At 70.1% G+C, this 22,510-nt stretch carries 21 protein-coding genes; 8 read left to right on the top strand and 13 right to left on the bottom strand.

From position 1 onward, the window contains the following. Nucleotides 1–51 precede the first annotated feature (51 nt). From AB0M73_RS40805 to aspS, 6 genes are all read right to left on the bottom strand, one after another. Nucleotides 52–1,383 (bottom strand): hypothetical protein, encoded by a 1,332-nt coding sequence (locus AB0M73_RS40805; protein ID WP_363903291.1) that lies wholly within the window; start codon nucleotides 1,381–1,383, stop codon nucleotides 52–54. 192 nt (nucleotides 1,384–1,575) lie between these two features. Further along, on the bottom strand, nucleotides 1,576–2,760 hold the full coding sequence (locus AB0M73_RS40800; protein ID WP_363903288.1) for a peptidase S8: 1,185 nt from the start codon (nucleotides 2,758–2,760) through the stop codon (nucleotides 1,576–1,578). Further along, nucleotides 2,754–2,915: a hypothetical protein gene (locus tag AB0M73_RS40795; protein WP_363903285.1), complete on the bottom strand. Its 162-nt coding sequence runs from the start codon at nucleotides 2,913–2,915 to the stop codon at nucleotides 2,754–2,756. Before AB0M73_RS40795 ends, AB0M73_RS40800 begins: the two co-directional genes overlap by 7 nt. Nucleotides 2,916–2,990: 75 nt before the next feature. After that, complete coding sequence (locus AB0M73_RS40790; protein WP_363903282.1) at nucleotides 2,991–3,839, bottom strand: SGNH/GDSL hydrolase family protein; 849 nt, start codon at nucleotides 3,837–3,839, stop codon at nucleotides 2,991–2,993. A gap of 312 nt (nucleotides 3,840–4,151) precedes the next feature. Beyond that, nucleotides 4,152–5,357, bottom strand: a complete 1,206-nt coding sequence (locus AB0M73_RS40785) for a hypothetical protein (RefSeq protein WP_363903279.1) — start codon at nucleotides 5,355–5,357, stop codon at nucleotides 4,152–4,154. A 179-nt stretch (nucleotides 5,358–5,536) separates the two neighbouring features. Further along, on the bottom strand, nucleotides 5,537–7,342 hold the full coding sequence (aspS, locus tag AB0M73_RS40780) for an aspartate--tRNA ligase (RefSeq protein ID WP_363903276.1): 1,806 nt from the start codon (nucleotides 7,340–7,342) through the stop codon (nucleotides 5,537–5,539). 214 nt (nucleotides 7,343–7,556) lie between these two features. On the opposite strand from aspS, the gene AB0M73_RS40775 reads away from it, so the two are divergent. Further along, nucleotides 7,557–8,795: a glycosyl hydrolase family 18 protein gene (locus AB0M73_RS40775; protein ID WP_363903273.1), complete on the top strand. Its 1,239-nt coding sequence runs from the start codon at nucleotides 7,557–7,559 to the stop codon at nucleotides 8,793–8,795. A gap of 93 nt (nucleotides 8,796–8,888) precedes the next feature. Here the strand turns inward: AB0M73_RS40775 and AB0M73_RS40770 are convergent, their stop codons facing one another. Further along, on the bottom strand, nucleotides 8,889–9,404 hold the full coding sequence (locus AB0M73_RS40770; RefSeq protein WP_363903298.1) for a helix-turn-helix domain-containing protein: 516 nt from the start codon (nucleotides 9,402–9,404) through the stop codon (nucleotides 8,889–8,891). A 39-nt stretch (nucleotides 9,405–9,443) separates the two neighbouring features. Between AB0M73_RS40770 and AB0M73_RS40765 the strand changes: the two genes are divergently transcribed. Beyond that, nucleotides 9,444–10,514, top strand: coding sequence for an alpha/beta fold hydrolase (locus tag AB0M73_RS40765; protein ID WP_363903270.1), 1,071 nt, complete (start codon nucleotides 9,444–9,446; stop codon nucleotides 10,512–10,514). Here AB0M73_RS40765 and AB0M73_RS40760 read toward each other — a convergent pair. Continuing rightward, entirely contained in the window at nucleotides 10,492–11,229 is a 738-nt protein-coding gene (locus AB0M73_RS40760) for an IclR family transcriptional regulator C-terminal domain-containing protein (RefSeq protein ID WP_363903267.1), read from the bottom strand. The genes AB0M73_RS40765 and AB0M73_RS40760 overlap by 23 nt on opposite strands. Nucleotides 11,230–11,333: 104 nt before the next feature. Here AB0M73_RS40760 and AB0M73_RS40755 point away from each other — a divergent pair, with 104 nt between their 5' ends. The 4 genes from AB0M73_RS40755 to AB0M73_RS40740 are packed head-to-tail and all read left to right on the top strand — an operon-like array spanning nucleotide 11,334 to nucleotide 15,289. Next, entirely contained in the window at nucleotides 11,334–12,524 is a 1,191-nt protein-coding gene (locus AB0M73_RS40755) for a CoA transferase (RefSeq protein ID WP_363903264.1), read from the top strand. Between the two features lie 2 nt (nucleotides 12,525–12,526). Then, on the top strand, nucleotides 12,527–13,267 hold the full coding sequence (locus AB0M73_RS40750) for an acetoacetate decarboxylase (RefSeq protein WP_363903261.1): 741 nt from the start codon (nucleotides 12,527–12,529) through the stop codon (nucleotides 13,265–13,267). A gap of 2 nt (nucleotides 13,268–13,269) precedes the next feature. Further along, nucleotides 13,270–14,151, top strand: coding sequence for a 3-hydroxyacyl-CoA dehydrogenase NAD-binding domain-containing protein (locus AB0M73_RS40745; protein WP_363903258.1), 882 nt, complete (start codon nucleotides 13,270–13,272; stop codon nucleotides 14,149–14,151). Further along, nucleotides 14,141–15,289: an acyl-CoA dehydrogenase family protein gene (locus AB0M73_RS40740; RefSeq protein WP_363903255.1), complete on the top strand. Its 1,149-nt coding sequence runs from the start codon at nucleotides 14,141–14,143 to the stop codon at nucleotides 15,287–15,289. Before AB0M73_RS40745 ends, AB0M73_RS40740 begins: the two co-directional genes overlap by 11 nt. Nucleotides 15,290–15,334: 45 nt before the next feature. Here AB0M73_RS40740 and AB0M73_RS40735 read toward each other — a convergent pair whose 3' ends face one another. After that, nucleotides 15,335–16,327: a lanthionine synthetase LanC family protein gene (locus tag AB0M73_RS40735; RefSeq protein WP_363903252.1), complete on the bottom strand. Its 993-nt coding sequence runs from the start codon at nucleotides 16,325–16,327 to the stop codon at nucleotides 15,335–15,337. A gap of 181 nt (nucleotides 16,328–16,508) precedes the next feature. Continuing rightward, nucleotides 16,509–16,985, bottom strand: a complete 477-nt coding sequence (locus tag AB0M73_RS40730; protein WP_052394301.1) for a hypothetical protein — start codon at nucleotides 16,983–16,985, stop codon at nucleotides 16,509–16,511. 220 nt (nucleotides 16,986–17,205) lie between these two features. Here AB0M73_RS40730 and AB0M73_RS40725 point away from each other — a divergent pair, with 220 nt between their 5' ends. Next, the gene (locus tag AB0M73_RS40725) at nucleotides 17,206–17,889 is read left to right on the top strand and encodes a hypothetical protein (RefSeq protein WP_363903249.1); all 684 of its coding nucleotides are present in this window, start codon (nucleotides 17,206–17,208) and stop codon (nucleotides 17,887–17,889) included. Here the strand turns inward: AB0M73_RS40725 and AB0M73_RS40720 are convergent. Both AB0M73_RS40720 and AB0M73_RS40715 read right to left on the bottom strand, forming a co-directional pair. Continuing rightward, a complete protein-coding gene (locus AB0M73_RS40720; RefSeq protein WP_363903246.1) occupies nucleotides 17,882–18,532 on the bottom strand; it encodes a hypothetical protein in 651 nt (216 codons plus the stop codon). The two genes, AB0M73_RS40725 and AB0M73_RS40720, sit on opposite strands and share 8 nt — an antisense overlap. Nucleotides 18,533–18,678: 146 nt before the next feature. After that, nucleotides 18,679–19,911, bottom strand: a complete 1,233-nt coding sequence (locus AB0M73_RS40715; protein WP_363903243.1) for a styrene monooxygenase/indole monooxygenase family protein — start codon at nucleotides 19,909–19,911, stop codon at nucleotides 18,679–18,681. A gap of 332 nt (nucleotides 19,912–20,243) precedes the next feature. Between AB0M73_RS40715 and AB0M73_RS40710 the strand changes: the two genes are divergently transcribed. Then, entirely contained in the window at nucleotides 20,244–20,756 is a 513-nt protein-coding gene (locus AB0M73_RS40710; RefSeq protein ID WP_363903240.1) for an SMI1/KNR4 family protein, read from the top strand. Here AB0M73_RS40710 and AB0M73_RS40705 read toward each other — a convergent pair. Then, a complete protein-coding gene (locus AB0M73_RS40705; RefSeq protein ID WP_363903236.1) occupies nucleotides 20,753–22,510 on the bottom strand; it encodes a sigma-70 family RNA polymerase sigma factor in 1,758 nt (585 codons plus the stop codon). The two genes, AB0M73_RS40710 and AB0M73_RS40705, sit on opposite strands and share 4 nt — an antisense overlap.

Raw genomic sequence — 22,510 nt, 5'->3', positions numbered from 1 at the left:
GCGGCGGGCGGCCACGAAAGGCCGCCCGCCGCGGTCAACCCGAAAGGCGGCTCAGAAACCGGCGAGGCCGTTGGGCACGCCGACGCCGGTCGGGCCGTCCCAGCCCTTGCCGGCGTTGCACAGCGCGATCTCGGCCGGCTTGCAGGAGCGCACCGGGGCGTTCTGGCCGAAGGTCACGTCGGTGAACGCGCCGGCCGGGGCGTTGTACATGGTGTTCGGGCCGATGACCTGCGAGAGGTGGCCGCCCCGCGCGTACAGGCCGGCGACGAACGGCGACGAGGCGCTGGTGCCGCCGACGGTGATCCAGTTCAGCGGCTGCCCGGAGAACGGCGCGTACGTGTCGTACACGGCGACACCGGTGGCCGGGTCGGCCACGGCGGACACGTCGGACGACGCCCGGTGGCCGCCGCAGACGGCGTTGACCGAGGCGGGAGCGCCGATGGCGCCGGGCAGGTCGGTCTCGCAGCCGCTGCCGGCCCCGGACCACACGTTGTCGACGTAGCCGTCGGCGGTCTGGAACAGCGAGGTGCCGCCGACCGACACGACCCACGGCAGGTTGGACGGCCAGCCGCCGTGCTGGTCACCCTCGTAGCCGCCGTCGCCGGACGAGGCCAGCACGGCCACGCCCGGGTGGAACAGGTCGCGGCCGGCCTGCCCGAACTCGACGACGGAGTCGCTCGGGTACTGGTAGCTCATGCTGACCGAGGAGGCCCCGAACTTGGCGGCGGTGTTGACCGCGGTGCCGAAATCGGCCATGGCGGCGTCCAGGTGGGCCTGGTCGCCGTAGTAGGCGTCGAGAATGGGCAGTTGGAGCTCGACCAGGTTGCACGAGGGGCAGGCCGCCGAGGCCATGTCCATGTCCAGTGCGGTCTCCACGCCGACCTGTTCCTCGCCGATCTGGAGGTCGGGGTCGGTGGACGGGGTCTGCGGCGCGCCGCCGTCGAAGCCGGCGACCTTGAAGCAGCCGCTGGCCGAGGTGCAGGCCGGCAGCCCGTACTGGGCGCGGTAGGCGTTGACGTCGGATTCCAGGGTCGGGTAGGCGCCGGCGTCGATGATGGCGATGGTGCCCTTGGCGCCGGTGGCGGCCGCGGGCAGGTGGTAGGCGGCGGCCAGCTCGTCGGCGCCGTAACCGGCGGGGGCCGGGGTCGACAGGGGTGTTTTCGACCCGGATCCGGTGGTGACGATCTGCGCCTGACAGGCGTCGCAGGCTTTCATCAGTCCGTGCGACTTCAACAAGGTGCCGCTGTGCACCTGGGCGCGCAGCGATTGGACCTGCGGGGTCACGGCGTGCGGATCACCGGCCGCGGAGGCGACCGGGGCCAGTGCGGTCAGTGCGGCGACAACGGCCGCGCCTGCGATGAACAGGGAATTTCTCGCGAACACGGGTCCTCCAGGAAAGGAATTACCGGAACCGACACCGCGAGCCTACCGAGACAATGCGGGAATCCCTTCACGACGACATCACTGTGAATAGGTTGCCCCGACCGCACCACAACGAAAGGAGGCATTAATTCAGCACAGACAGGAGTCGTGGCGGGCGGCGACCGAAACCGCCCGCCACAATTCACTGGTGAATCAGAACCCGGCCAGGCCGTTCGGCACGCCGATGCCGGTCGGCGCGTCCCAGCCCTTTCCGGACACACACAGCGCCGGCGTGGCGGTCGGGCAGGCGTGCGGCGGGGCGTTCTGGCCCAGCGTCACGTCGGTGAAGGCGCCCTGGGGCGCGGTGTACAGCGTGTTCGGGCCGATCACCTGGGAGGTGTGGCCGCCGCGGGCGTACAGGCCGGCGACGAACGGCGACGAGGCGCTGGTGCCGCCGACGAGGATCCAGTTCAGCGGCTCGCCGAAGAACGGCGAGTACGTGTCGAAGACGGACACGCCGGTGTTCGGATCGGCCACCGCGGACACGTCGGAGGCGGCGCGGTGGCCGCCGCAGTTGGCGCTGACCGAGGTCGGGGCGCCGAAGGCGGCGGGCAGGTCGGTCTCGCAGCCGCTGCCGGCCCCGCTCCAGGCGATGTCGGTGTAGCTGTCGCCGCTCTGCAGCAGCGAGGTGCCGCCGACCGAGACGACCCACGGCAGGTTCTGCGGCCAGCCGGTGTGCACGTTGCCCTCGTAGCCGGAGTCGCCGGAGGACGCCAGCACCGCGACACCGGGGTGGAACAGGTCGCGCCCGGCCTGGCCGAACTCGACGGTGGTGTCGCTGGGGTACTGGTAGCTCATGCTCACTGCGGTCGCGCCGAGCTTGGCGGCGGTGTTGACCGCGGTGCCGAAGTCGGCCATGGCGGCGTCCAGGTGGGCCTGGTCGCCGTTGAGCGCGTCGCCGATCGGCAGCTGGAGCTCGACCAGGTTGCACGAGGGGCACGCCGCCGAGGCCATGTCCATGTCCAGCGCCGTCTCGACGCCGACCTGCTCCTCGTAGTACGAGTTCGGGAAGTCGGTCGACGGCGGCAGCGTGGGGCCGCCGTTCAGGTCGGCCTGCTTGAAGCAGCCGTCGGCCGCGGTGCAGGCCGGCAGCCCGTACTGCGCGCGGTAGGCGTTCACGTCGGATTCGAGCGTCGGGTAGGCGCCGGCGTCGATGATGGCGATGGTGCCCTTGGCGCCGGTCGCGGCGTCCGGCAGGTGGTAGGCGGCGGCCAGGTCGGAAGCGCCGTAACCGATCGGAACCGTGGTCGACAGGGGTGTTTTCGACCCGGGTGCGGCGGTGATGAGCTTCGACTGGCAGAACGCGCAGGGCGCCAGGGTGCCGTGCGTCTTCAGCAACGTTCCATTGTGGACCTGGGCCGCAGGGACTGGACCTGCGGCGTGACGGCGTGCGGATCACCGGCCGCCTGGGCGACCGGGGCAAATGCGGTGAGCGCGGCGACGGCGGTCGCGCCCACGGCGAGCAGGGTTGATCTGACGAACGTTCCCGACACTTGTCCTCCTGAAATGGAAGAACACGTCCAACATCGGGAGCGTACCCACGCAATTGCAAACCCGGCCCACGTCAACTATTCACGGAGTTCTCTTGTGAATAATTCGTCCAGGTGGCCCACGACGAATGTCGTGAATCGCCGATAGCGGTCGGCGTACAAGACCGTGAAGGCATAAGGAACCAGATCCGAACCACGTCTCCACAACCACGGAATGCCCTTGAGCACGAGCCAGGCCACATGCTGCCACGCGGCGATCGCGGCCCCGCCGGCGCACTCCAGGCTGACCGGCGTCTCGATGGCACAGCCGGCCAGCTCCAGCTCCCCGGCGAAGGCAGTGGCCAGCATGCGGTGCCCCAGCTCGGACGGGTGCAGCCGGTCCACGCTCCAGGCCGCCAGGTCGTAGGCCCCGGGCAGCGCGTCGAGGTCGATGCAGCCGATGCCGCGGGCCAGCACGACCGAGCGGATCATGCCGTTGAGCTCGTCGACCCGGCGGCGCAGGGCGCGGCGCAGCGGGGCCGGCAGCCGGAACACCTTGGCGTGGTCGTGGTAGCTGGCCAGCACCACCACGGCGCCCACATCGAGCAGCTTGCCGACCACGTGGTCGAGATCGGCGCGCAGCTGGGTGGGATCGAAGTCCGAGCGCATGGTGTCGTTCATGCCGGCCACGACCACCACCGCATCGGGACGCAGCGCCGCCGCCATGGGCAGCTGCTCGTGCCGCACGGTGCCGATCCGGGCCCCGGTGCGGGACAGATTGGTCAGGTCGCAGCCGCCGAGCGCGTCGGCCAGCAGCGGGCCGAAGCCCCGCCAGCCGCCCCCGGGCAGCGGATCACCGAGACCGACGCTGGTCGAGTCCCCCAGCACCACGAGCCGTCCGACCGCACGCCGGGCGGGCACGCCCTCCGACATCGCCTGAACCGTCACCCGTCCACGATCACCCGCGGACAATCACTCCCGGTGATGGCCGGATGGCGTGACGGGGACAGCTCGGAAAACAGTGCTTGTTGGCGCCGCCTTCGGCGTCGCGTGCTCGGCCCCCCTTAAGCCCCTGCCTCGCCCTTGCTGGATTTTTCGAGGCCCGCGTCGGCTCGGGTGGTGGGGCGAGTTGGGTGGCGGACCTCGGAAAATCCAGCAACCGGGCGAAGCAGGGGCGGGGCCGAGCGCTCTGTGGGGTTGGAGGGGCAGAGCGTTATGTGCGGGCCGGGGGCCGAGCGGTCTCCGGTGTCGGCGGGGTGGTCAGCTGAAGGCGGGGAACAGGGGGAGGTGCACGGCTTCGGCACCGTGCTGTTCGGCGATCGCGATCGCCACCTGGTCGGCGTGCTCGGCGACGGCCGGGACCTTCATCCGGGCGGCGTCGTCACGCAGACGCAGCCAGCGGGCGTGCAGGGCGCTGCTGCGGCGGGGCGAGGCGAGGCGGTTGGTGATGGGACCGTCGGGCACGCCGGGCCGCGGCAGGTACATCCAGGTCGACAGCCACACCCACAGCAGCTGGCCGTGCAGCAGCTTGGGCATCAGCACTTCGTCGTCGTCCAGGTCGGCGAAGACGGGGCTGACCTCGGCCCGCCACGCCGCTACCATCGCCTCGGTCATGCCGTTGGGCAGCCGGAACGAGCAGCCGCAAAGCGGGAACGGGATGCGCAGCGCCGCGGCGTCCAGTGCGACGTCGCGCACGCAGCCGCCCTCGAAGTCCAGCACGCGCAGGCCCTTGCCGGTGATCAGGTTGTTGTCCGCGCACGCGTCCGACGGGCTGAAGGCCCGGTGCTGGCCGCTGGTGAGCAGCCGGCCGCCCTCGCGGGCGTGGACCAGCGCCTCGGCGCCGACGGTCACGCCCAGCACCGACTCCAGCAGCTCGGGCAGCTCGGCCAGCGCCACCTTGGCCCGGCGGGCCAGCGGATCCTGGCCCGGGCGGCCGCCCAGACGCCGGGTCAGCGCGTCGAAATCGGCCTCGCGGCCCGCAGTGGTGGCATGCAGCCGGCCCAGGGCACGGGCCCAGGCCAGCAGCGCCCGCTCGGCGCCGCGCGCGTCGTGTTCCAGCAGCTTGTCGGCCAGCGTCGGCGCCCGCCCGAGATCCTCCAGCACGATGACGCGCTTGGCGCCGTCGTGGGCGATCAGCTCGGGGCAGATGCGGTCTTCCTGGCCCAACGCCGTGAACAGCTGATAGCTCACGGCCTCGTGCGGGAACGGGTCGACCAGTTCCCCGGCCGGGGGCGTCTCGTAGCTCTTCACCACCAGCGTTCGTGGCAGCGAGAACGGCGTCGACGCAACACGGACCCGCAGCACGGTCGCCTTGCCGCTGCCGCGTAGGTCCTCCGGGTCCGCCAGTCTGATCGACGCCCCGAACCGCCTCGTGAGCACTGATTCGGCGGCCGCGACGGTCGCCAGGACCTCGTTGTCCGCTGCCCCGGCGGCGTTGGCGGGGCCGGCGGTGGTCTCCACGCTCATCCCTTCCGACCCTACTCCTTCGAGTGCACAGCACGTCCACACGATCGGTGCAATCGGCTACCCGGAGCAGCCGACGCACCCGTCATGTTCGAGCATCACCGCGCTGGAATACGGCTTGGTAACGGGTTGGTGCGGCCGGGGGACACCTGATCGGGTACCCCCGGCGGACTCACCGTCGATCAGGCCTTCGCGGCCTCGCCCTTCGAGGCCTCGGCGCCCTTCACGACCGGCTTGGCGTCCACGCCGGCCTCCTTGCGCTGCTGCGCGGTGATCGGCGCGGGGGCGGCGGTCAGCGGGTCGTAGCCGCCGCCGGACTTCGGGAAGGCGATGACCTCGCGGATCGAGTCGACGCCGGCCAGCAGCATGACGATGCGGTCCCAGCCGAAGGCGATGCCGCCGTGCGGCGGGGCGCCGAACTTGAACGCCTCCAGCAGGAAGCCGAACTTCTCCTCGGCCTCGGCCTCGCCGAGGCCCATGATCGCGAAGACCCGCTTCTGCACGTCGGGGCGGTGGATACGGATGGACCCGCCGCCGATCTCGTTGCCGTTGCAGACGATGTCGTAGGCGTAGGCCAGGGCCTTGCCCGGGTCCTCCTCGAAGCGGTCGATCCACTCCGGGGTGGGCGAGGTGAAGGCGTGGTGGACCGCGGTCCAGTTGCCGCTGCCGACCGCGACGTCGTCGCCGATCTTGTCGACCGACTCGAACAGCGGGGCGTCGACGACCCAGACGAACGACCAGGCCGACTCGTCGATCAGGCCGACGCGGCGGCCAATCTCCAGCCGGGCCGCGCCCAGCAGGGCGCGGGCGTCGGACGGGTCGCCGGCCGCGAAGAAGATGCAGTCGCCGGCGTTGGCGCCGACGGCCTTGGCCAGGCCCTCGCGCTCGGTGTCGGACAGGTTCTTGGCCACCGGGCCGCCGAGCGTGCCGTCCTCGGCGACGAGCACGTAGGCCAGGCCGCGGGCGCCGCGCTGCTTGGCCCAGTCCTGCCAGGCGTCGAGCGTGCGGCGGGGCTGGTCGGCGCCGCCGGGCATGACCACGGCGCCCACGTACGGGGCCTTGAACACCCGGAACGGGGTGTCGGAGAAGTACTCGGTGAGCTCGGTCAGCTCCAGGTCGAAGCGCAGGTCCGGCTTGTCGGTGCCGTAGCGGGCCATCGCGTCGGCGTAGGTGATGCGGGCGATCGGGCCCTCGATGGTGTGGCCGGCCAGCTCGCTCCACAGCGCCTTGACCACGGCCTCACCGAGCTCGATGACGTCGTCCTGCTCGACGAAGCTCATCTCGATGTCGAGCTGGGTGAACTCGGGCTGGCGGTCGGCCCGGAAGTCCTCGTCCCGGTAGCAGCGGGCGATCTGGTAGTAGCGCTCCATGCCGGCGACCATCAGCAGCTGCTTGAACAGCTGGGGCGACTGCGGCAGGGCGTACCAGGAGCCGGGCGCGAGGCGGGCCGGCACCAGGAAGTCGCGCGCGCCCTCGGGGGTGGAGCGGGTCAGCGTGGGCGTCTCGATCTCGACGAAGTCCCGCTCCTCCAGCACGTGGCGGGCGATGCGGCTGGCGGCGCTGCGCATCCGGATGGCCTTGGCCGGGCCGGTGCGGCGCAGGTCGAGGTAGCGGTGGCGCAGGCGCGCCTCCTCGCCGACCTCGAGGTTGTCGTCGAGTTGGAAGGGCAGCGGCGCGGCCTCGGACAGCACCTCGAACGCCGTGACCGTGACCTCGATCTGGCCGGTCGCGATGTCCGGGTTGTCGTTGCCCTCGGGGCGGCGCACGACCTCACCGGTGACCTTGAGGCAGTACTCGGCGCGCAGGCGGTGCGCGCGCTCGGCCATCTCGCCCTCGCGGAACACGACCTGGGCCACGCCGGAGGCGTCCCGCAGGTCGATGAAGATGACGCCACCGTGATCGCGCCGGCGTGCCACCCACCCGGTCAGGGTGACGGACTGCCCGGCCTGCTCGGCCCGGAGCGTCCCGGCCTCGTGCGTGCGCATCACGGGTACAGCACTCCTCGGTGACGTGGTCTTGTGAGTCAACGGACAGGTTAGCCAACCTCGCGCGACGCCATTCGCCGCGGTGCCGTTGACGAAGTGGTCCAGACCACCTACGGTGATGGACGACACACGCTTTGTCCCTTTTTCACGGGTCACGCACGGGCCCTCCGCCGCCGCCCCGCGCGCCGACCCCTCCTGCGGATTCAGGGAGAAACGCATGGCTACGTTCGGAAAGCGGCGGCTCATGGCGGGCGCCGCCGCACTGGTCGGCCTGGTGGCCGCCAGCCTCGTGGGCGCGGCCCCCGCATCCACCGCGGCACAGTCTTCACCCTCAAGCCTGGCGGCGGCCGGCAACACCATGGTCGGCTACTTCACCAACTGGGGCATCTACGACCGCGGCTACCAGGTCAAGAACCTGGAGACCAGCGCGACCGCGGGCAAGCTCAACGTCATCAACTACGCGTTCGGCAGCACGGCCAACGGCCAGTGCTCGCTGACCGACGCCTACGCCGACTACCAGAAGGTGTTCGACGCCGGCAGCAGCGTGGACGGCAAAGCCGACACCGGCCCGCTCTATGGCAACTTCGGCCAGCTGCGCAAGCTGAAGGCCAAGCACCCCGGCCTCAAGGTGGTGTTCTCGGTCGGCGGCTGGACCCTGTCGTCCGGCTTCACCCAGGCCGCGCAGAACCCGACCGCCTTCGCCAACTCCTGCTACAGCATGGTCAAGGACCCGCGCTGGGCGGACGTGTTCGACGGCATCGACATCGACTGGGAGTACCCGAACGCCTGCGGCCTGAGCTGCGACGCCAGCGGCGCGGCGGCGTTCAAGAACGTGCTGTCGGCCGTGCGGAAGAAGTTCGGCTCCGGCGCGCTGGTCACCGCGGCGATCACCGCCGACGGCACCAGCGGCGGCAAGATCGACGCCGCCGACTACGCCGGCGCGGCTGCCTCGGTGAACTGGTACAACGTGATGACCTACGACTACTTCGGGGCCTTCAATCCGACCGGTCCGACCGCGCCGCACGCGCCGCTGACCAACTACAGCGGCATCCCGACGGCCAACTTCTACGCCGACGCGGCGATCCAGAAGCTCAAGGGCAAGGGCATCGCGTCGTCCAAGCTGTTGCTGGGCATCGGCTTCTACGGCCGCGGCTGGACCGGCGTCACGCAGGCCACCCCCGGCGGCAAGGCCACCGGCGCGGCCCCCGGCAAGTACGAGGCCGGCATCCAGGACTACAAGCTGCTCAAGACGTCCTGCCCGTCCACCGGCACCATCGCCGGCACCGCGTACGCCAAGTGCGGCAGCCAGTGGTGGAGCTATGACACGGTCGCCACCGTGAAGTCGAAGATGAGCTACGCCAAGACCCAGGGCCTCGGCGGCGCCTTCTTCTGGTCCGCCGACGGCGACACCAGCAACGGCGAGCTGGCCGCCGCCATGAAGTCCGGCCTCGGCTAACCCTTCTCCCACCGCGAGTCCCGCTCTCGGGCAACCATGTGTCGAGTTCCGTAACTCGACATTCAGTTGCCTGAGCGCGGGACTCGCGGTTTTTCAGGTGATGGCGGCGGCGTCCTCGGCGGGGAACAAGATGGGGCTCAGCAGGTAGCGGCGCCGGTCCGCCGTCGGCTCCTGGGCCAGGCGGGGCACGATCACCTTGCGCAGCTCGGAAATCAGCGCCTCCAGCTCGTCACGGCTGAGCCAGATCGCGTGTTGACGGAAACCGACCAGGTCGGCCGCCGGGTCGGCGTCGTCTCGGTCGAGGTAGGCGGTGAACTCCGCCAGCAGCGTGGCCAGCGCGAGGTCGAAGCCGCGGCGGTAGTCGTCGACGGTCAGGTCCTCGGTGTCGATGGTCGCGTCGCGCAAGCGGTAGGTCCGCTCCACCGCGCCACGGACCCGGCGTTCCTCCGCGACCTCGATGACGCCACCTGCGGCCAGCGCCTCGACGTGCCGGTAGACCATCGCCTTGGAGACGTCCGGCAGCAGCTCGGCCAGCCGGCCGGTGGTCAGCTCGCGGCCCCGCAGGGCATGCACGATCCGCATCCGGACGGGGTGGGCCAGCAGTTCCATCACGGGTCCGATGTTCTCACATCGTGCTACCGTTCGCATATGTTGAGAACGGTTGTTGACCTGGCCGCCGCCGATCGCTTCGAGGAGCTGGCCGACCGCTTCACGCCGGAGCTGCGGGCCGCGGCGTCGGCCGACCTGGTTCGGCTGGCCTGGGCCAAGGAGGTCGGCGAACTGAGGTCGGTCGGCGAGCCGGTGGGCCTCGGCTCCGGGACGTTCAGCGTGCGACTCAACGGAAACGTCGACTTGTTCGCCTCGTTCGACGAGCAGGGCCAAGTGAGCGGGCTGCGGCTGGCCGCCGCCGCGCAATGGACGCCGCCGCCCTACGCCAGGCCCCGTCTCTTCACGGAAACCGAGGTGCTCGTCGGTCAGCGACCCGGCACATTGGCTTTGCCGCGCAAGGGAAACGGCGTCGGGGTGGTGCTGCTCAGCGGCGGCGGGCCATTCGACCGGGACGGCACCGCCGGGGCGATGAAGCCGTTGAAGGACCTCGCCTGGGGGCTTGCCGCCCGGGGCGTCGCGTCGGTGCGGTTCGACAAGCCGGTGAACGCGCCGACCTTGACCGAGGAGTACGTGCCGCACGCGGTCGCCGGCGTGGAACTACTCCGCGAGCACGTGGATCGGGTGTTCGTCGTCGGCCACAGCGCCGGCGGCAAGGTCGCACCCAAGGTCGCCCTGGCGGCGCCAGCGGTGTCAGGTCTGGTCTTGATGGCCGCCGACACCCAACCGATGACCGACACCGCCGTACGCGTGGGCCGACGCCTCGGGCAGGACCTCACCGAGGTGGCGGCCCGGACCGCCGCCGTCACCGCCGACACCCCGGACGGCGAGCTGCTGTTCGGCTTTCCGGCGACGTACTGGCTGGAGCTCAAGGCGTACGACCAGGTCGCGGTGGCCATCGAGGCCGACCGCCCGATGCTGGTGCTGCAAGGCGGCCGGGACTACCAGGTGACGGTCGAGGACGACCTGCCGGCGTGGCGCCGGGTGCCGCGAGCGGAGACCAGGATCCTCCCGGAGCTGGATCACATGTTCTTCCCCGACAACGGATCGCACGTGGACGAGCAGGTGATCGAGGACATCGCCGCCTGGGTCAGTTCACCCGTCGGCGGCTGAACTTGCGCAGGGCGTCCAGCAATAGCTCGACAAACTCCGGCAGCCGCCCGACGGCCTGGTCGTGCGGCCCGGCCAGGGCGACGGCCCCGACGACCAGGCCCTGTTCCCACACCGGCGCGGCCACCGAGGCGATGCCCCGCAGCATGGGGCCGCTGTCCCCCATGGTGTAGCCGGCCTCCCGGACGCTGCTCAGCTCGGTGAGCAACGCCAGCGCGCCGGGGCGGTCGTCGGGGAAGGCCGCGGCCACCAGCTCGTGGCGTTCGCGATCGGGCATGAACGCAAGCAGGACGCGACCTACTGCCGTCTCCGGCAACGGAGTGCGGAGTTGCTGCACGGTCAGGTAGTTGAAGGGGTCGTCGGTGCCGGCCCAGTCGGCGTACACGGAGGTGTCGCCGGTGCGCACGGCCAGCACGGCGCTGAGGCCGGTGCGGTTGTGCAGGTCCACCAGGTCGGCATGCCCCACGGTGGACACGAGCCGCTGCCCGGAGCGCATGGCCAGCAGGTAGGGCGCGGCGCCGAGACGGAAGCGCTTGTCGTCCTCTTCCAGGTAACCGACGGCGACCAGGCCGTTGACCAGCTTCTGCACCGACGACACCGGGGCGTGCAGGCGAAGCGCCAGCTGGGTGAGCGTCAGCCCCGACCGCTCGGTGACCACCGCCTCCAGGATCTCCGCGATCCGGTCCACCGCCCGGTGGTGCGGCCGCAGCTCGGACATGATCCACTCCTTACCTATATAGGTAGAAGCGTATCACATTGCGTAAAGCCAACGAACGGAGCAAGGTAGTTCATGTAAGGCAAACAACTGAGGAGGCGGAGAGCATGGGGGCTCTGGACGGCATCAGGGTGATCGACCTCGCGACCGTGGTCATGGGGCCGTACGCCACGCAGATCCTCGGCGACCTGGGCGCCGACGTGATCAAGGTGGAGCCGCCGACCGGCGATTCGAGCCGGCTGGCCGCGCCGTACCGCAACGAGGGCATGGGCTCGCTGGCCCTCAACGTCAACCGCAACAAGCGAGCGGTCGCCATCGACCTGAAGAACCAGCGCGGCAAGCAGGTCTTCCTGGACCTGGTCAAGACGGCCGACGTGCTGGTGACCAACATGCGCCCAGGCGCGCTGCGCCGACTGGGCCTGGACTACGAGCAGCTGGCCGAGGTCAACCCCGGCCTGGTCTACTGCAACGCGCAGGGGTTCCGCAGCGACTCATCGCTGGCCGACCGCGCCGCGTACGACGAGATCGTGCAGGCCGCGTCCGGCACCGCCGACCTGATGCGCCGCGCCACCGGCACGCCGACGTACATGCCGACCATTCTCGGCGACAAGGTCAGCGGCCTGACCATCGTCTACGCCGTGCTGGCCGCCCTGCTGCACAAGCAGCGCACCGGCGAGGGCCAGCGCGTCGAGGTGCCGATGACCGACACCATGCTGGCCTTCAACCTGGTCGAGCACCTCGCCGGCCGCACGTTCGAGCCGGCCGCCGGCCTGATGGGCTTCTCCCGCTCGCTGTCCCCCGGTCACCGCGCCGTGAAGACGAAGGACGGCTGGGCCTGCATCCTGCCCTACAGCCGGCGCAACATCGACGACTTCTTCGCCGAGGTCGGCCACGCCGAGTTGCTGGACGACCCCCGTTTCGCCGACTCGGCCAGCCTGGCGGCCAACTTCGACGCCTTCTACGACCTGATCGAGAAGTTCGCGGCGGAGCGCACCACGGCCGAATGGGAAGCGACCTGCGCCCGGCTGAGCATCCCCTTCGCCCCGGTGCTCGACCTGGACGACGTCACCGAGGACCCGTACATCACCGAGGTGGGCCTGCTGGAGTGCGCCGAGCACCCCACCGAAGGCACCTATCGGGTGATCGGTTCCCCCGTGCAGTTCTCGGCCACGCCTGCGAGTGTGCGGAGGCACGCGCCGCGGCTGGGGCAGGACAACGACGAGGTGCTGGGCGAACTCGGGTACTCCGAGGACGAACTGCGTGAGCTGGCCGAGGCCGGCGTCACGGTGAGGAGGTAGTGGTGAAGGCATCGGAAGTGGCCCGCCGGCTGGCGACCCCGCTGACCGCGCCCGCGTGGGCCCCGGTCCGGGCCCGGTTCACCGACCGGGAGTACCTGAACATCGTCTACCGCACCGATCCCGAGGCGCTGCGGGCCGCTGTGCCGGAACCCCTGGAGATCGACGAGCCGCTGGTCCGGTTCGAGGTCATGAAGATGGGCGACAGCACCAGCTACGGCCCCTACACCGAATCCGGCCAGGTGATCCCGGTCCGGTTCGGCGAGGAGCGCGGCGAGTACCTGCACGCGATGTACCTGGACAACGTGGCCGCGACCGTGGCCGGCCGGGAGATCAGCGCGTATCCGAAGACCGCCGGCTCGCCCCGGCTGTTCGCCGAGGCCGGCGCGCTCGTGGGCACCTTGGACGTCGGCACGCAACGGGTGGCCACGGGAACCATGGGGTACAAGCACTACGAGATGGACCTGGACGAGGCCCGCACCGAGCTGACGCTGCCCACGTACATGGTCAAGATCGTGCCCGGCTACGAGCGCGAGCCACGGGTGGCCGAACTGGTCCGCACCCAGATCACCGACATCACGGTGAAGGCCGCCTGGACCGGCCCGGCCCGGTTGCAGCTGTTCCAGCACGTCCTGGCCCCGCTGGCCGACCTGCCCGTGCTGGAGGTCGTGTCGGCCAACCACATCATCACCGACCTGACGCTGTCCGGTGTCCAGCCGGTGTTCGACTACCTCAAGGAGCGCTGACCATGACTGTCGCAGTTGTCGGCGCCGGCACCATCGGCCTGTCGTGGACGACCCTGATGCTGGCCAAGGGACACACCGTGCGCGTCACGGATCCCCGACCGGACCTGGAGTCCGCGGTTCGGGACGCCGTCCGCGAGTTCGCCCCGACCGTGCCGGGTTTCACCGGTGACGCCGAGGAACTGCTGTCCCGTCTGGAGATCGTCGGCTCCGTGGAAGACGCCGTCGACGGTGTCCAGGCGGTGCAGGAGAACGGGCCGGAGCGCCTGGAGTTCAAGCAGGATCTCTTTGCCGCCATCGAGAAGGCGGTTCCCGCCGACGCATTGATCCTGTCGTCCACCTCGGGCCTGACGCCGTCGTCGATGTCGTCGAAGATGGCGTCGCCGGGACGGCTCGTCGTGGGGCACCCGTTCAACCCGCCGCACCTTCTGCCGCTGGTCGAGCTGGTCGGCGCCGACGAGGCGGAAGTGGCCCGCGCCAAGGAGTTCTACCTGTCGCTGGGCAAGGTTCCGGTGGTGGTGCACCAGGAGGTCCGCGGCCACGTCGCGAATCGCCTGCAGCGCGTGCTGTTCGAGGAGTGCGTGAACCTCGTCGAGCAGGGCGTGGTGTCCATGACCGAGCTGGACGACATCGTCACCAACTCGGTGGGCGTGCGCTGGGCGACCGTGGGGCCGTTCCTGGCCTTCCACCTCGGTGGCGGCCCGGGCGGGCTGCGGCACATGATGGCCCACCTCATGCCGTACATCCCGGCCGACGTGCAGGCCCGGCTGGCCGACCAGGCCGAAGCCGTGTACCCGTTGGCCGACAACGAAAGGCGAGCCGCCGAGCGCGACCGCGAACAGCTTGGAATCATCAGCTTGAAGGAGCGTGACGACGATGTCCGGTGACTTCTACGACTTCGAGGGTTTGCTGACCGAGGACGAGAAGGCGATCGTCGCGAAGACGCGGGAGTTCCTGCGCAGCGAGGTCGCGCCGATCGCCAACGAGTCGTGGGCGAACGCCGAGTTCCCGCACCAGATCGTGAAGGGTTTCGCCGAGCTGGACATCGCCGGCCTGGCCTACCGCGGCGGGCGCAGCCTGCTCACCGGCTGGCTGGCCCTGGAGATGAACCGCGTCGACCCGTCCATCGCGACCTTCTTCGGCGTCCACAGTGGACTGGCCATGGGCAGCATCAACCGCTGCGGCTCCGACGAGCAGAAACAGCGCTGGCTGCCGGCGATGGCGCGGATGGAGAAGATCGGCGCCTTCGCCCTGACCGAGCCCAACGGCGGCTCGGACGTGGCCGGCGGCCTGCAGACCACCGCCCGCCGTGACGGCGACGACTGGATCCTCAACGGCGCCAAGCGCTGGATCGGCAACGCCACGTTCGCCGACCTGGTCGTGGTGTGGGCGCGGGACGAGGCCGACAACAAGGTCAAGGGCTTCGTGGTGGAGAAGGGCACGCCCGGCTTCACCGCCACCAAGATCGAGCACAAGATGGCCCTGCGCACCGTGCAGAACGCCGACATCACCCTGGTCGACTGCCGCGTCCCCGAGGCCAACCGCCTCCAGAACGCGCACGGATTCCGCGACACCGCCGATATTCTGCGGCAGACCCGCGGCGGCGTGGCCTGGCAGTCCGTCGGCGTGATGATGGGCGCCTACGACCTCGCGCTGGCCTATGCCAAGGAGCGCAAGCAGTTCGGCAAGCCCATCGCCGGCTTCCAGCTCGTGCAGGACCTGCTGGTGAAGATGCTGGGCAACGTGACCGCGTCGCTGGGCATGGTCGTGCGGCTGGCCCAGTTGCAGGACGAGGGCGTGTACCGGGACGAGCACTCCTCGCTGGCCAAGGCGTTCTGCACCTCGCGGATGCGGGAGGCCGTCGGCTGGGCCCGGGAGATCCTGGGCGGCAACGGAATCGTGCTCGACTACAACGTCGGCCGCTTCGTGGCCGACGCCGAGGCGGTGTACTCCTACGAGGGCACGCGGGAGATCAATTCCCTGGTCACCGGCCGGGCGATCACCGGGTTGAGCGCTTTTGTCTAAGCAGTGACAAGAAAAGCCGGGCTGTTGCCCGGCTTTTCTTTGCGTTCAGGACGGGCGCAGCGGCGGCATCCACAGCCGTTGCGCGCCCGGCACGACCATGCGCACCAGCGCGGCCACCAGCACCGGCAGGCCGGCGTCGTCCGGCCAGGCGAGGGTGCCGATGGTCTTGAGCGCCCAGTCGCGGTGCCGGCCGTCCCCGGTCGCTTCGGCCATGTCGAGAAGAAACTCCACGTTCTCGACGACGCCGTGGCAGGAGGCCGTGGCCATCGTCCACTGATCGGCCCGCACCGCCGCCGCCGCGGCGTCGGCGACCTTGCGGTAGCGCTCGTCGCCGGTGGCGAGCCAGGCTCGGACCAGGAAGCTGCCGACCCCGGCCGCATCGCCGCACCAGCCGCCGAGCGGGATGGCATCCCCCGGCCCCGACGGCCAGCGCGCCGCCATCCGGTCCCACATCGCGCCGTCACACAGGGCGTCGGCCAGGCGGATCGCCTTGATGCGGCAGAGCTTGTCGTCGGTGACCAGCGCGTAGTCCAGCAGGAACGCCGCGATGCCGGCGATGCCGTGGCCGAAGCCGTACTTGCCCTGATCGGTGTCCTGGTGCCGGGCGCATTCCGCGGCCCGGTCGAGGAACTGGGGATCCCCGGTCACCCGCCACGCGTGCAGCACCGTGAGGCCCGCGCCGGCCGAACCGTCGCAGACGTCCGGATTCGTGCTCACGATCGGGATCTCCGTGGCCAGCTTGACCGCCCGCGCCATCAGCTTCGGATCGGCCAGCGCCCGCGCCGCGTCCAGCAGCGCCCACACCGCCCCCGACTGGCCGAAGTGCAGACCCGGCAGGACCATCGACTCCCGCTCGCAGCGCTTGGCCGTGTACTTGGCCGCCGTGCGCACCACCGCCGGCAGCCGCTCGTTGCGCGGCATCGCCGCCACCAGCGCGCCCAGCACCGAGGCGCTGTGCTTGCGGAGATTGAGCCCGTCGAGCAGCTGAAGAATGCCGTCATCGAGCAGGCGATCACCCGGCGCACCCTCAGGATGCACCGCACCTGCTGTCACCGACCCGGTCGACATCACCGGCAGGACCCCCTCCGGCCTGCGAAAACCCCGCTACCCGTCCACAATCGCACCAGGTGATCGCGGGGCCGACCATACAGAGCATATAGTCCCGTCACCGTTGCCCCAACGGACACGGCCGGGTAATTCCGTGAAAGATATTCTTGTTTTAGCCGATCTGCTTGAGCAGCTTGGCGATCGTCTCCACCTGTTCCCTGACAGTTGTCAGGGCGGCGGCACAGGGCGCGGCGTTGGGGCCGGCGGTGCTCGGATCGGCGTTGTTGACGCCCGGATTCTGCGTGCCGACCCCGCAGGTGCGCTTCTCGTAGTCGGCGACGGCGGCCTGCACCTTGTCCACGGCGGCCTTGATGGCGTCGGCCTGCTTGCTTCCGGCCGTCTCCGAGACCACGCTGTTGCCGAAGTTGACGACCTGCGTCGCGTAGCGCTCGCATTCCGGATAGACCCGGGCCGCGTCCACGCTCTGGCACTGGTCGGCCTCCAGGGCGTCGACCTTCACCGAAAGGTCCTGCACCGACGGCCCGTACTTGGCCACCGGCGGCCCGGTGGGGCCGGCCTCCCGACTGCACCCGGCGGTGACCAGGAGCAATGCGGCGGCGGGCAGGACGAGCAGACGCAGGTTCACCACCCGGCCAGCGTAGAACAGGACGGGTCGGCCCCCGACGGCGCGTCCAGCGTGCAACCTCTACAGGTGCGGGAAAATTCCCGCCGGATACACAATTCGCCGATGGGGCAGGAATCGACGACCGACAAGCCAGGATTGGCTGACCGCCAGCTTCCGGACGCGTAGGTTCACTGTCGACACGACCAATACGTGTGACCGCGTGCACAGTTCTAACGAGGCCATCATGCAATCCAGCACCAATGCCTGCCGTACCGCCCTGGCCCCGAGCGGCCGCCGGCCGCGCCTCGGCCGGGCTCGCACCGCGGGCGCGTTGGCCGTCGGGTTCACCTTCCAGCGCGACGCCGTGCCGCAGCCGGCGCCGGACGCGTGGCTGATCCTGCGGCCGGGCGAAATCCTGTTGTACAGCAGGGACATCGCCTTCGACGCGGTGGCGCAGGCCGCGGCCAGCCGGATGATCGCCGAGGAGCTGCACCTCGACGAGGCGACCGTCCGCTTCAGCTCCGGCCAGGCCCTGCACAACGCGGGCCTGCCGTGCGGGATCGCGCTGCGCAAGGCGGCGGCATCGGCGTACTGGGGTCTGCACCGGGACGCGGCGGCGCTGCTGAACGTGCCGAGCCGCGCGCTGGCTTCGGACAACGGCCGCTTCCGCGTGCGCGGCGGATTGCGTCGAGTGTCCTATTTCGAGCTGTTGGACGCCACGACAACCGTGCTGTCGCTGGACACCCGGGTGCCGTTGGTCTCCGATCACGACTATCTCGCCGACTACGTCGCCCCGGCGGGCCTGCTCAGCAGCACGTCCTTCTCGTCGCAGGGCGCGGGCCGGTTCTCCGGCTACCTGCGCGAGGAGATCCGCCGGGACGACGAAGCGGCGACCGGGATCCGGTCAGGCACAGCCCGGGTCAGCTGAGCGGCACCAACTGGCCCGGCAGGAACGGCGGCTTCTGGCCCGTCGCGTCCTCGTATCCCTTGACGGCGCCGTCGAAAGCGCCGCCCGCCGCGCCACCGGCCGCCGCGCCGGCCAGCTGACCGCCGGCCGTGCCGACCGCGGTGCCGATGGCCGTGCCGATCGGGGCCGCCGGCGGGGCGATCGCGCCGCCGATGGCACCACCGATCGCCCCTCCCGCCGCGCCACCGACGGCACCGCCCACCGCCTTGCCGATGTCGCTGCCCGGCTTGGCCGTTCCCGTCGCCGTGCCGGTCACGCCGCCGATACCGCCGTCCACCGCGCCACCCAGGCCGCCGCCGGCGGTGGATCCCAGCACCGAGCCGGTCTGCTGGCCGAACTGTTCGCCGGCCTTCTGCCCGGAACCGTCCTTCACGCCGAAAATGCCGTCGGCCACCGCGCCGACCGTGCCGCCGGCGAAGCCGCCGAGGCCCGACCCGAACTGCTCGCCGGCGGTGATGCCGGCGTCGGTGAAGTCGGTCGGCTCGTTGTTCACCGTGCTCGCGCCGGCGGAACCGGCCAGCGGCAGCATCATCATCGCCGCGACCACTCCGCCGCCGACGGCGACGCTGAGCGCCGACCACCGGACCACACTGTGACGACCCATGGGAATTCCTCTCTCACAACGGAATTGCCTGGACCGTAGCCAGCCTTCGGCCCGGCCGGTTGCGCCGTGTGAGTCAGTTCATCCGTGGTTTCGAGGAGTTGTCACGTCGGTGCGCATCGCCGTCGGCTTCTGTTGTGCTCGCGGCGCTAGGCGACCCGCGCCGCGACCTCGCGGAGGTAGGTCCGGGCCGTCTCCTCGTCGGCCAGCCAGGGCACGTAGTCCGTGGGGTCGTTGAACAGGTGCGCGAAGCGGTGCGCCACCTCCGGATGCTCCTGCGCGGCCTGGAGGGTCTCCAGGATGTGCACGGGCGGCGGCGCGAGCAGGTCGTTGTTGAACCGCGTGGAGTGCTGGGCGTAGTCCCAGTACCGGTCGAAGCAGGTCTGCATGAAGTCGGCATCGAAGGGGCGATCCCCATGCGCGAGGATCAGCTGCTGGTAGATGCGGGCGCAGTGCACCGCGTTGTTGGCGCCCTGGCCGGCGATCGGGTCGTTGGTGATCGCCGTGTCGCCCATGGCCAGCACGTGCTCACCGGTCGGCAGCGTGCCGACGCCGTGCCGCACCACCGGCGCGATCCGGCCGGTCAGGAACTCCAGCGGGCCACCGGACTCCGCCCCTTCGGCCGCGGCGGTCGACCAGGGGAAGAACCGTCGCAGCTGCTCCTGGCACAGTTCGAGGTGCTGGTTGTGGTCGGTCACGCCCGTGAAGACGTCCATCGGGCCGCCCGGGATCGCCGAGAAGTACAGGCCCATCCTCGGACCGTCGGCCGTGAGCACCGGCAGCACGAAGAACTCGCCCACGCCGGGCACCAGCCCGAACGTCACTCCTTGGTAGAAGTCGGTCTTGTGCTTCACCAGGTGCAGGCTGATCCCGCGCTGGGGCTCGGTGTACGGGGAACGGTTGTCATCACGGGGGAAGACCCCGTCGAACTGGGGGCCTCTCCCGGCGGCCACGAGCACCAGGTCCGCTTCTCGGGTGTAGCCGGCGAGATCCTCCGGTGTCGCCTTATGCGTGTGGAGTTCGCCGCCGCGAGCCACGAACTCGGTCAGCCAGAACGACATCTTCAACCGCTGATCCACCGACTGCGCCGGCACGTCCAGCGGCGACGCCCACGAGATGAACGGATCCTGCGCGCCGGGCATGCCCGCGTCAAAGGCGATGCCTACCACGGGTGGCACTACGTCGTCCCAGTTGTTGAGGCCCAGGGCGCGCTCGTGCCTCAACGCCGGCTCGAAAACACACTGGTTCGATAAGATCCGGCCGGCCTTGATCTCCTCCGCCGTCCGCTCCGACACCATGGTCACCCGGTAACCCTCGGCCAACAGCCCCAGCGCCAACAGCGAACCCGCCTGCCCAGCCCCCACGATCACGACGTGTCGCACGCCAAACCCCCTTCGCGCCCCAGTATGCGGGCCAGCCTAGGCGGAAACGTCGGCCGGCGAAGCGCCTTTTCGGGTCGTTCGGGGTGAGGGGCTGCACTTTGGGGCAGACGGCCTCCGGGAAACGCAATCAGGCTCTCTTCGGCATGCGGCGCCGGGATGGAGGGGGTGCCGGAAAACGCATTCCAGGCGAAGGGGTCGAAGGCCGCCACGATCGTGTATACGTTGGCGTGTACCGGAAACTGATCACAAAGACGGGGAGGACGGTGACGATGGCGGATCGGCGGCCGGTGTTCTCCGATGGATCGGACGTTGCACGACGGTAGGATGCGGCGGTGAGCAACGAAGCGTTCCCGGCGGCGCTGGCGGAGGTCGCACGGGTGGACTTTCCCTACAACAGCGACGAAGACGTCGACTTCGAGCCGTACGGGGAGTTCCGGCCGAACGAAGACACGGCCTACTGGCTGCCGCTCTGGACAGGCACGGATCGACTGGACTCCAAAGACTTCCTGGTGATCGGGCAAGACGGCAGCGGGGGCTACGCGATCATCTGGCGGGCCAAGGAGGGCGCGGCGGTGAGCGAACAGCCGGTGGTGTTCATGGGATCCGAAGGCGAGCACGGGGTGATCGCCAGCGACCTGGGCGACTTCCTCTGGCTGCTGGCCGACGGATCGGGGCCGTACGAAGCGGTGGAAGAGCCGGAACGGGCGTCGAAGCCCAACGCGGAGCTGACGGCGATCGCGGAGCGGTGGGCGGCGGAGGCACGGAAGACGGCGGCCGAAGTGACTGCCCTGGCCCGAGAGCGGTACGCGGAGTTCGACAGGCTCATCGCGGACGCGATCGGCTAAGAGGCGGCCCGGTAGGCGAGACCGACGTCGGTGGGCTGCCCGGACGACCGGTACAGGCCGGTGTCCTCGCCCTCGGACGGCAGGGCGAACCACGAATAGCGCTCCAAGAAAGGCAACGAATCCAGCATCGCGGCGGCGTTGGTGACAAAAGCCGACTGCTGGGCCTGGGTGGGGAACTTCGGCGAACCGGAGAAGTTGATCAAAGCGAACTCGGTGAGCCAGATGGGCTTGTGGTAGCGGGCGTACACGGCCTGGAGATAGCCCCGGAGCTGGCTGACGGCGGCGACGCTGAAATCGGAGCAGTACCAGTGCAAAGGAATGAAATCGACACGGTAGCCACGAGAAGCGGCGCCGGACATGAACTGGTCAAGCCAACCGCCGGCCCGATCACCGCCGAAAGCGACGGCGGGACTGCCCAAGCGCAAGCCGGTGGCCTGAAGCTGAGGCCAAAGGTCCAGGGCCTGGGCGGGGGCCATGTTGGACTGCTGGGCCATATCGGGCTCGTTGAAGCCGAGCAGCTGGGAACCCTGCTTCTTGACCTGCGCCAAGGTGTCGGCGGTGACCGACTTGGCGCCCCAGATCATCGGCACGAACTCGACGCCGGCGGGGGCGGCGATGGCATTGTGGTTGGAATCCCAGTCGTAGAACCAACTCGCGCCGACATCCTTGAGCGACGCCGTGGCAGCGCCGAACGCCCAAGTGCTGACGCCCTTGCGGGCCGACTTCTGCGCCGGGGACTGCTGCTGCGGCACCGCGCGGCTGCTCAACGCCGGCTTGGTCGACGTGGTGGTCGAGGTCGGCGGCGGCGATGCGCTGGTCGTGGTCGGGGCCGTCGTGGTCGCGACAGCCGTGGTGGTGATCGGGGCGGCGACGGCGATCGGCTGGGGCGTCGCATACTTCGGGACCAGGACGGCAGCGACGACGGCGATGGCGGCGGCTGCGGCGACCAAGGGCTTCGTGGCGGAGTGCTGCCACCAGCGCTTCGGCGGCACAGACGGCGCCGAGGTGGGGACGGCACCGAAGTCGGCCGGGATCGGCACCAGAGGGATGCCCAACAAGAGCCGCTCGGCGGGCATCAGGTCGTCACGACGGCACCGGACGCAATCACGAACGTGACGGGCGATTCGCTTGCGCCACAAAGGGCTGGGGCGGCCGTCCCACTCGGCGGTGAGGTACGACAGGTCCGGGCACCGCTGCCGCAAAGCCCGAACCACCAGCCGGGCGGCGTCCAGCTTCGCCCGCATCCGCTGCACCCGCACGGCCGTGTGCTGCGGCGTCAGACCCAAGCCCGCCGCCACCTCCGCCCGAGTCAACCGGCCGGCGGCCTCCAGCCACCACAGCGACAGCAGCTCGCGCTCGTCGTCCTCCAACCACCGCGTCGCCTCGACCAGATCCTTGCGCTGGTCGGCCAAGTGCAGGCGATCGATGGTCAGGTCGACGAAATCCGCGCCCGGATCGGCCACGTCATCGGGCGGCACGGGCGGGAAACCCTCGCCGGCGCGGCGGCGCTTGCGGACCTCGCGCACGGCGATGACCACCAGCCAGGAGCGGAAGTCCGCCGGGTCCGGCAGGCTCGGCAGGCCGTCCAGGGCGGCGAGCATGGTGTCCTGGACGGCGTCGTCCATGTCCGGATGCCCGGCCATGGCCCGGCCCACGATGTTGTACACCAGCGGCAGGTAGGCCGCCACCAGCTCGTCGAGGGCGTCCGCGCGGCCCTTGCGCGCCGCGATGACCAGGTCCCAGTCGTCGCTCAC

Origin of the sequence: Kutzneria sp. NPDC051319 (assembly GCF_040682195.1) — a bacterium.
Lineage (GTDB): Bacteria > Actinomycetota > Actinomycetes > Mycobacteriales > Pseudonocardiaceae > Kutzneria.
Note: the sequence above shows the minus strand (reverse complement) of the source record. Positions and strands in the feature narration are given on the sequence as shown.

Excerpts from the sequence above, each read along its gene's own strand:
- AB0M73_RS40775 (WP_363903273.1), top strand. The coding sequence starts at position 7,557 with ATGGCTACGTTCGGAAAGCGGCGGCTCATGGCGGGCGCCGCCGCACTG.
- AB0M73_RS40745 (WP_363903258.1), top strand. The coding sequence starts at position 13,270 with ATGACTGTCGCAGTTGTCGGCGCCGGCACCATCGGCCTGTCGTGGACG.
- AB0M73_RS40765 (WP_363903270.1), top strand. The coding sequence starts at position 9,444 with ATGTTGAGAACGGTTGTTGACCTGGCCGCCGCCGATCGCTTCGAGGAG.
- AB0M73_RS40770 (WP_363903298.1), bottom strand. The coding sequence starts at position 9,404 with ATGGAACTGCTGGCCCACCCCGTCCGGATGCGGATCGTGCATGCCCTG.
- AB0M73_RS40740 (WP_363903255.1), top strand. The coding sequence starts at position 14,141 with ATGTCCGGTGACTTCTACGACTTCGAGGGTTTGCTGACCGAGGACGAG.
- AB0M73_RS40720 (WP_363903246.1), bottom strand. The coding sequence starts at position 18,532 with ATGGGTCGTCACAGTGTGGTCCGGTGGTCGGCGCTCAGCGTCGCCGTC.
- AB0M73_RS40755 (WP_363903264.1), top strand. The coding sequence starts at position 11,334 with ATGGGGGCTCTGGACGGCATCAGGGTGATCGACCTCGCGACCGTGGTC.
- AB0M73_RS40760 (WP_363903267.1), bottom strand. The coding sequence starts at position 11,229 with ATGTCCGAGCTGCGGCCGCACCACCGGGCGGTGGACCGGATCGCGGAG.
- AB0M73_RS40725 (WP_363903249.1), top strand. The coding sequence starts at position 17,206 with ATGCAATCCAGCACCAATGCCTGCCGTACCGCCCTGGCCCCGAGCGGC.
- AB0M73_RS40785 (WP_363903279.1), bottom strand. The coding sequence starts at position 5,357 with ATGAGCGTGGAGACCACCGCCGGCCCCGCCAACGCCGCCGGGGCAGCG.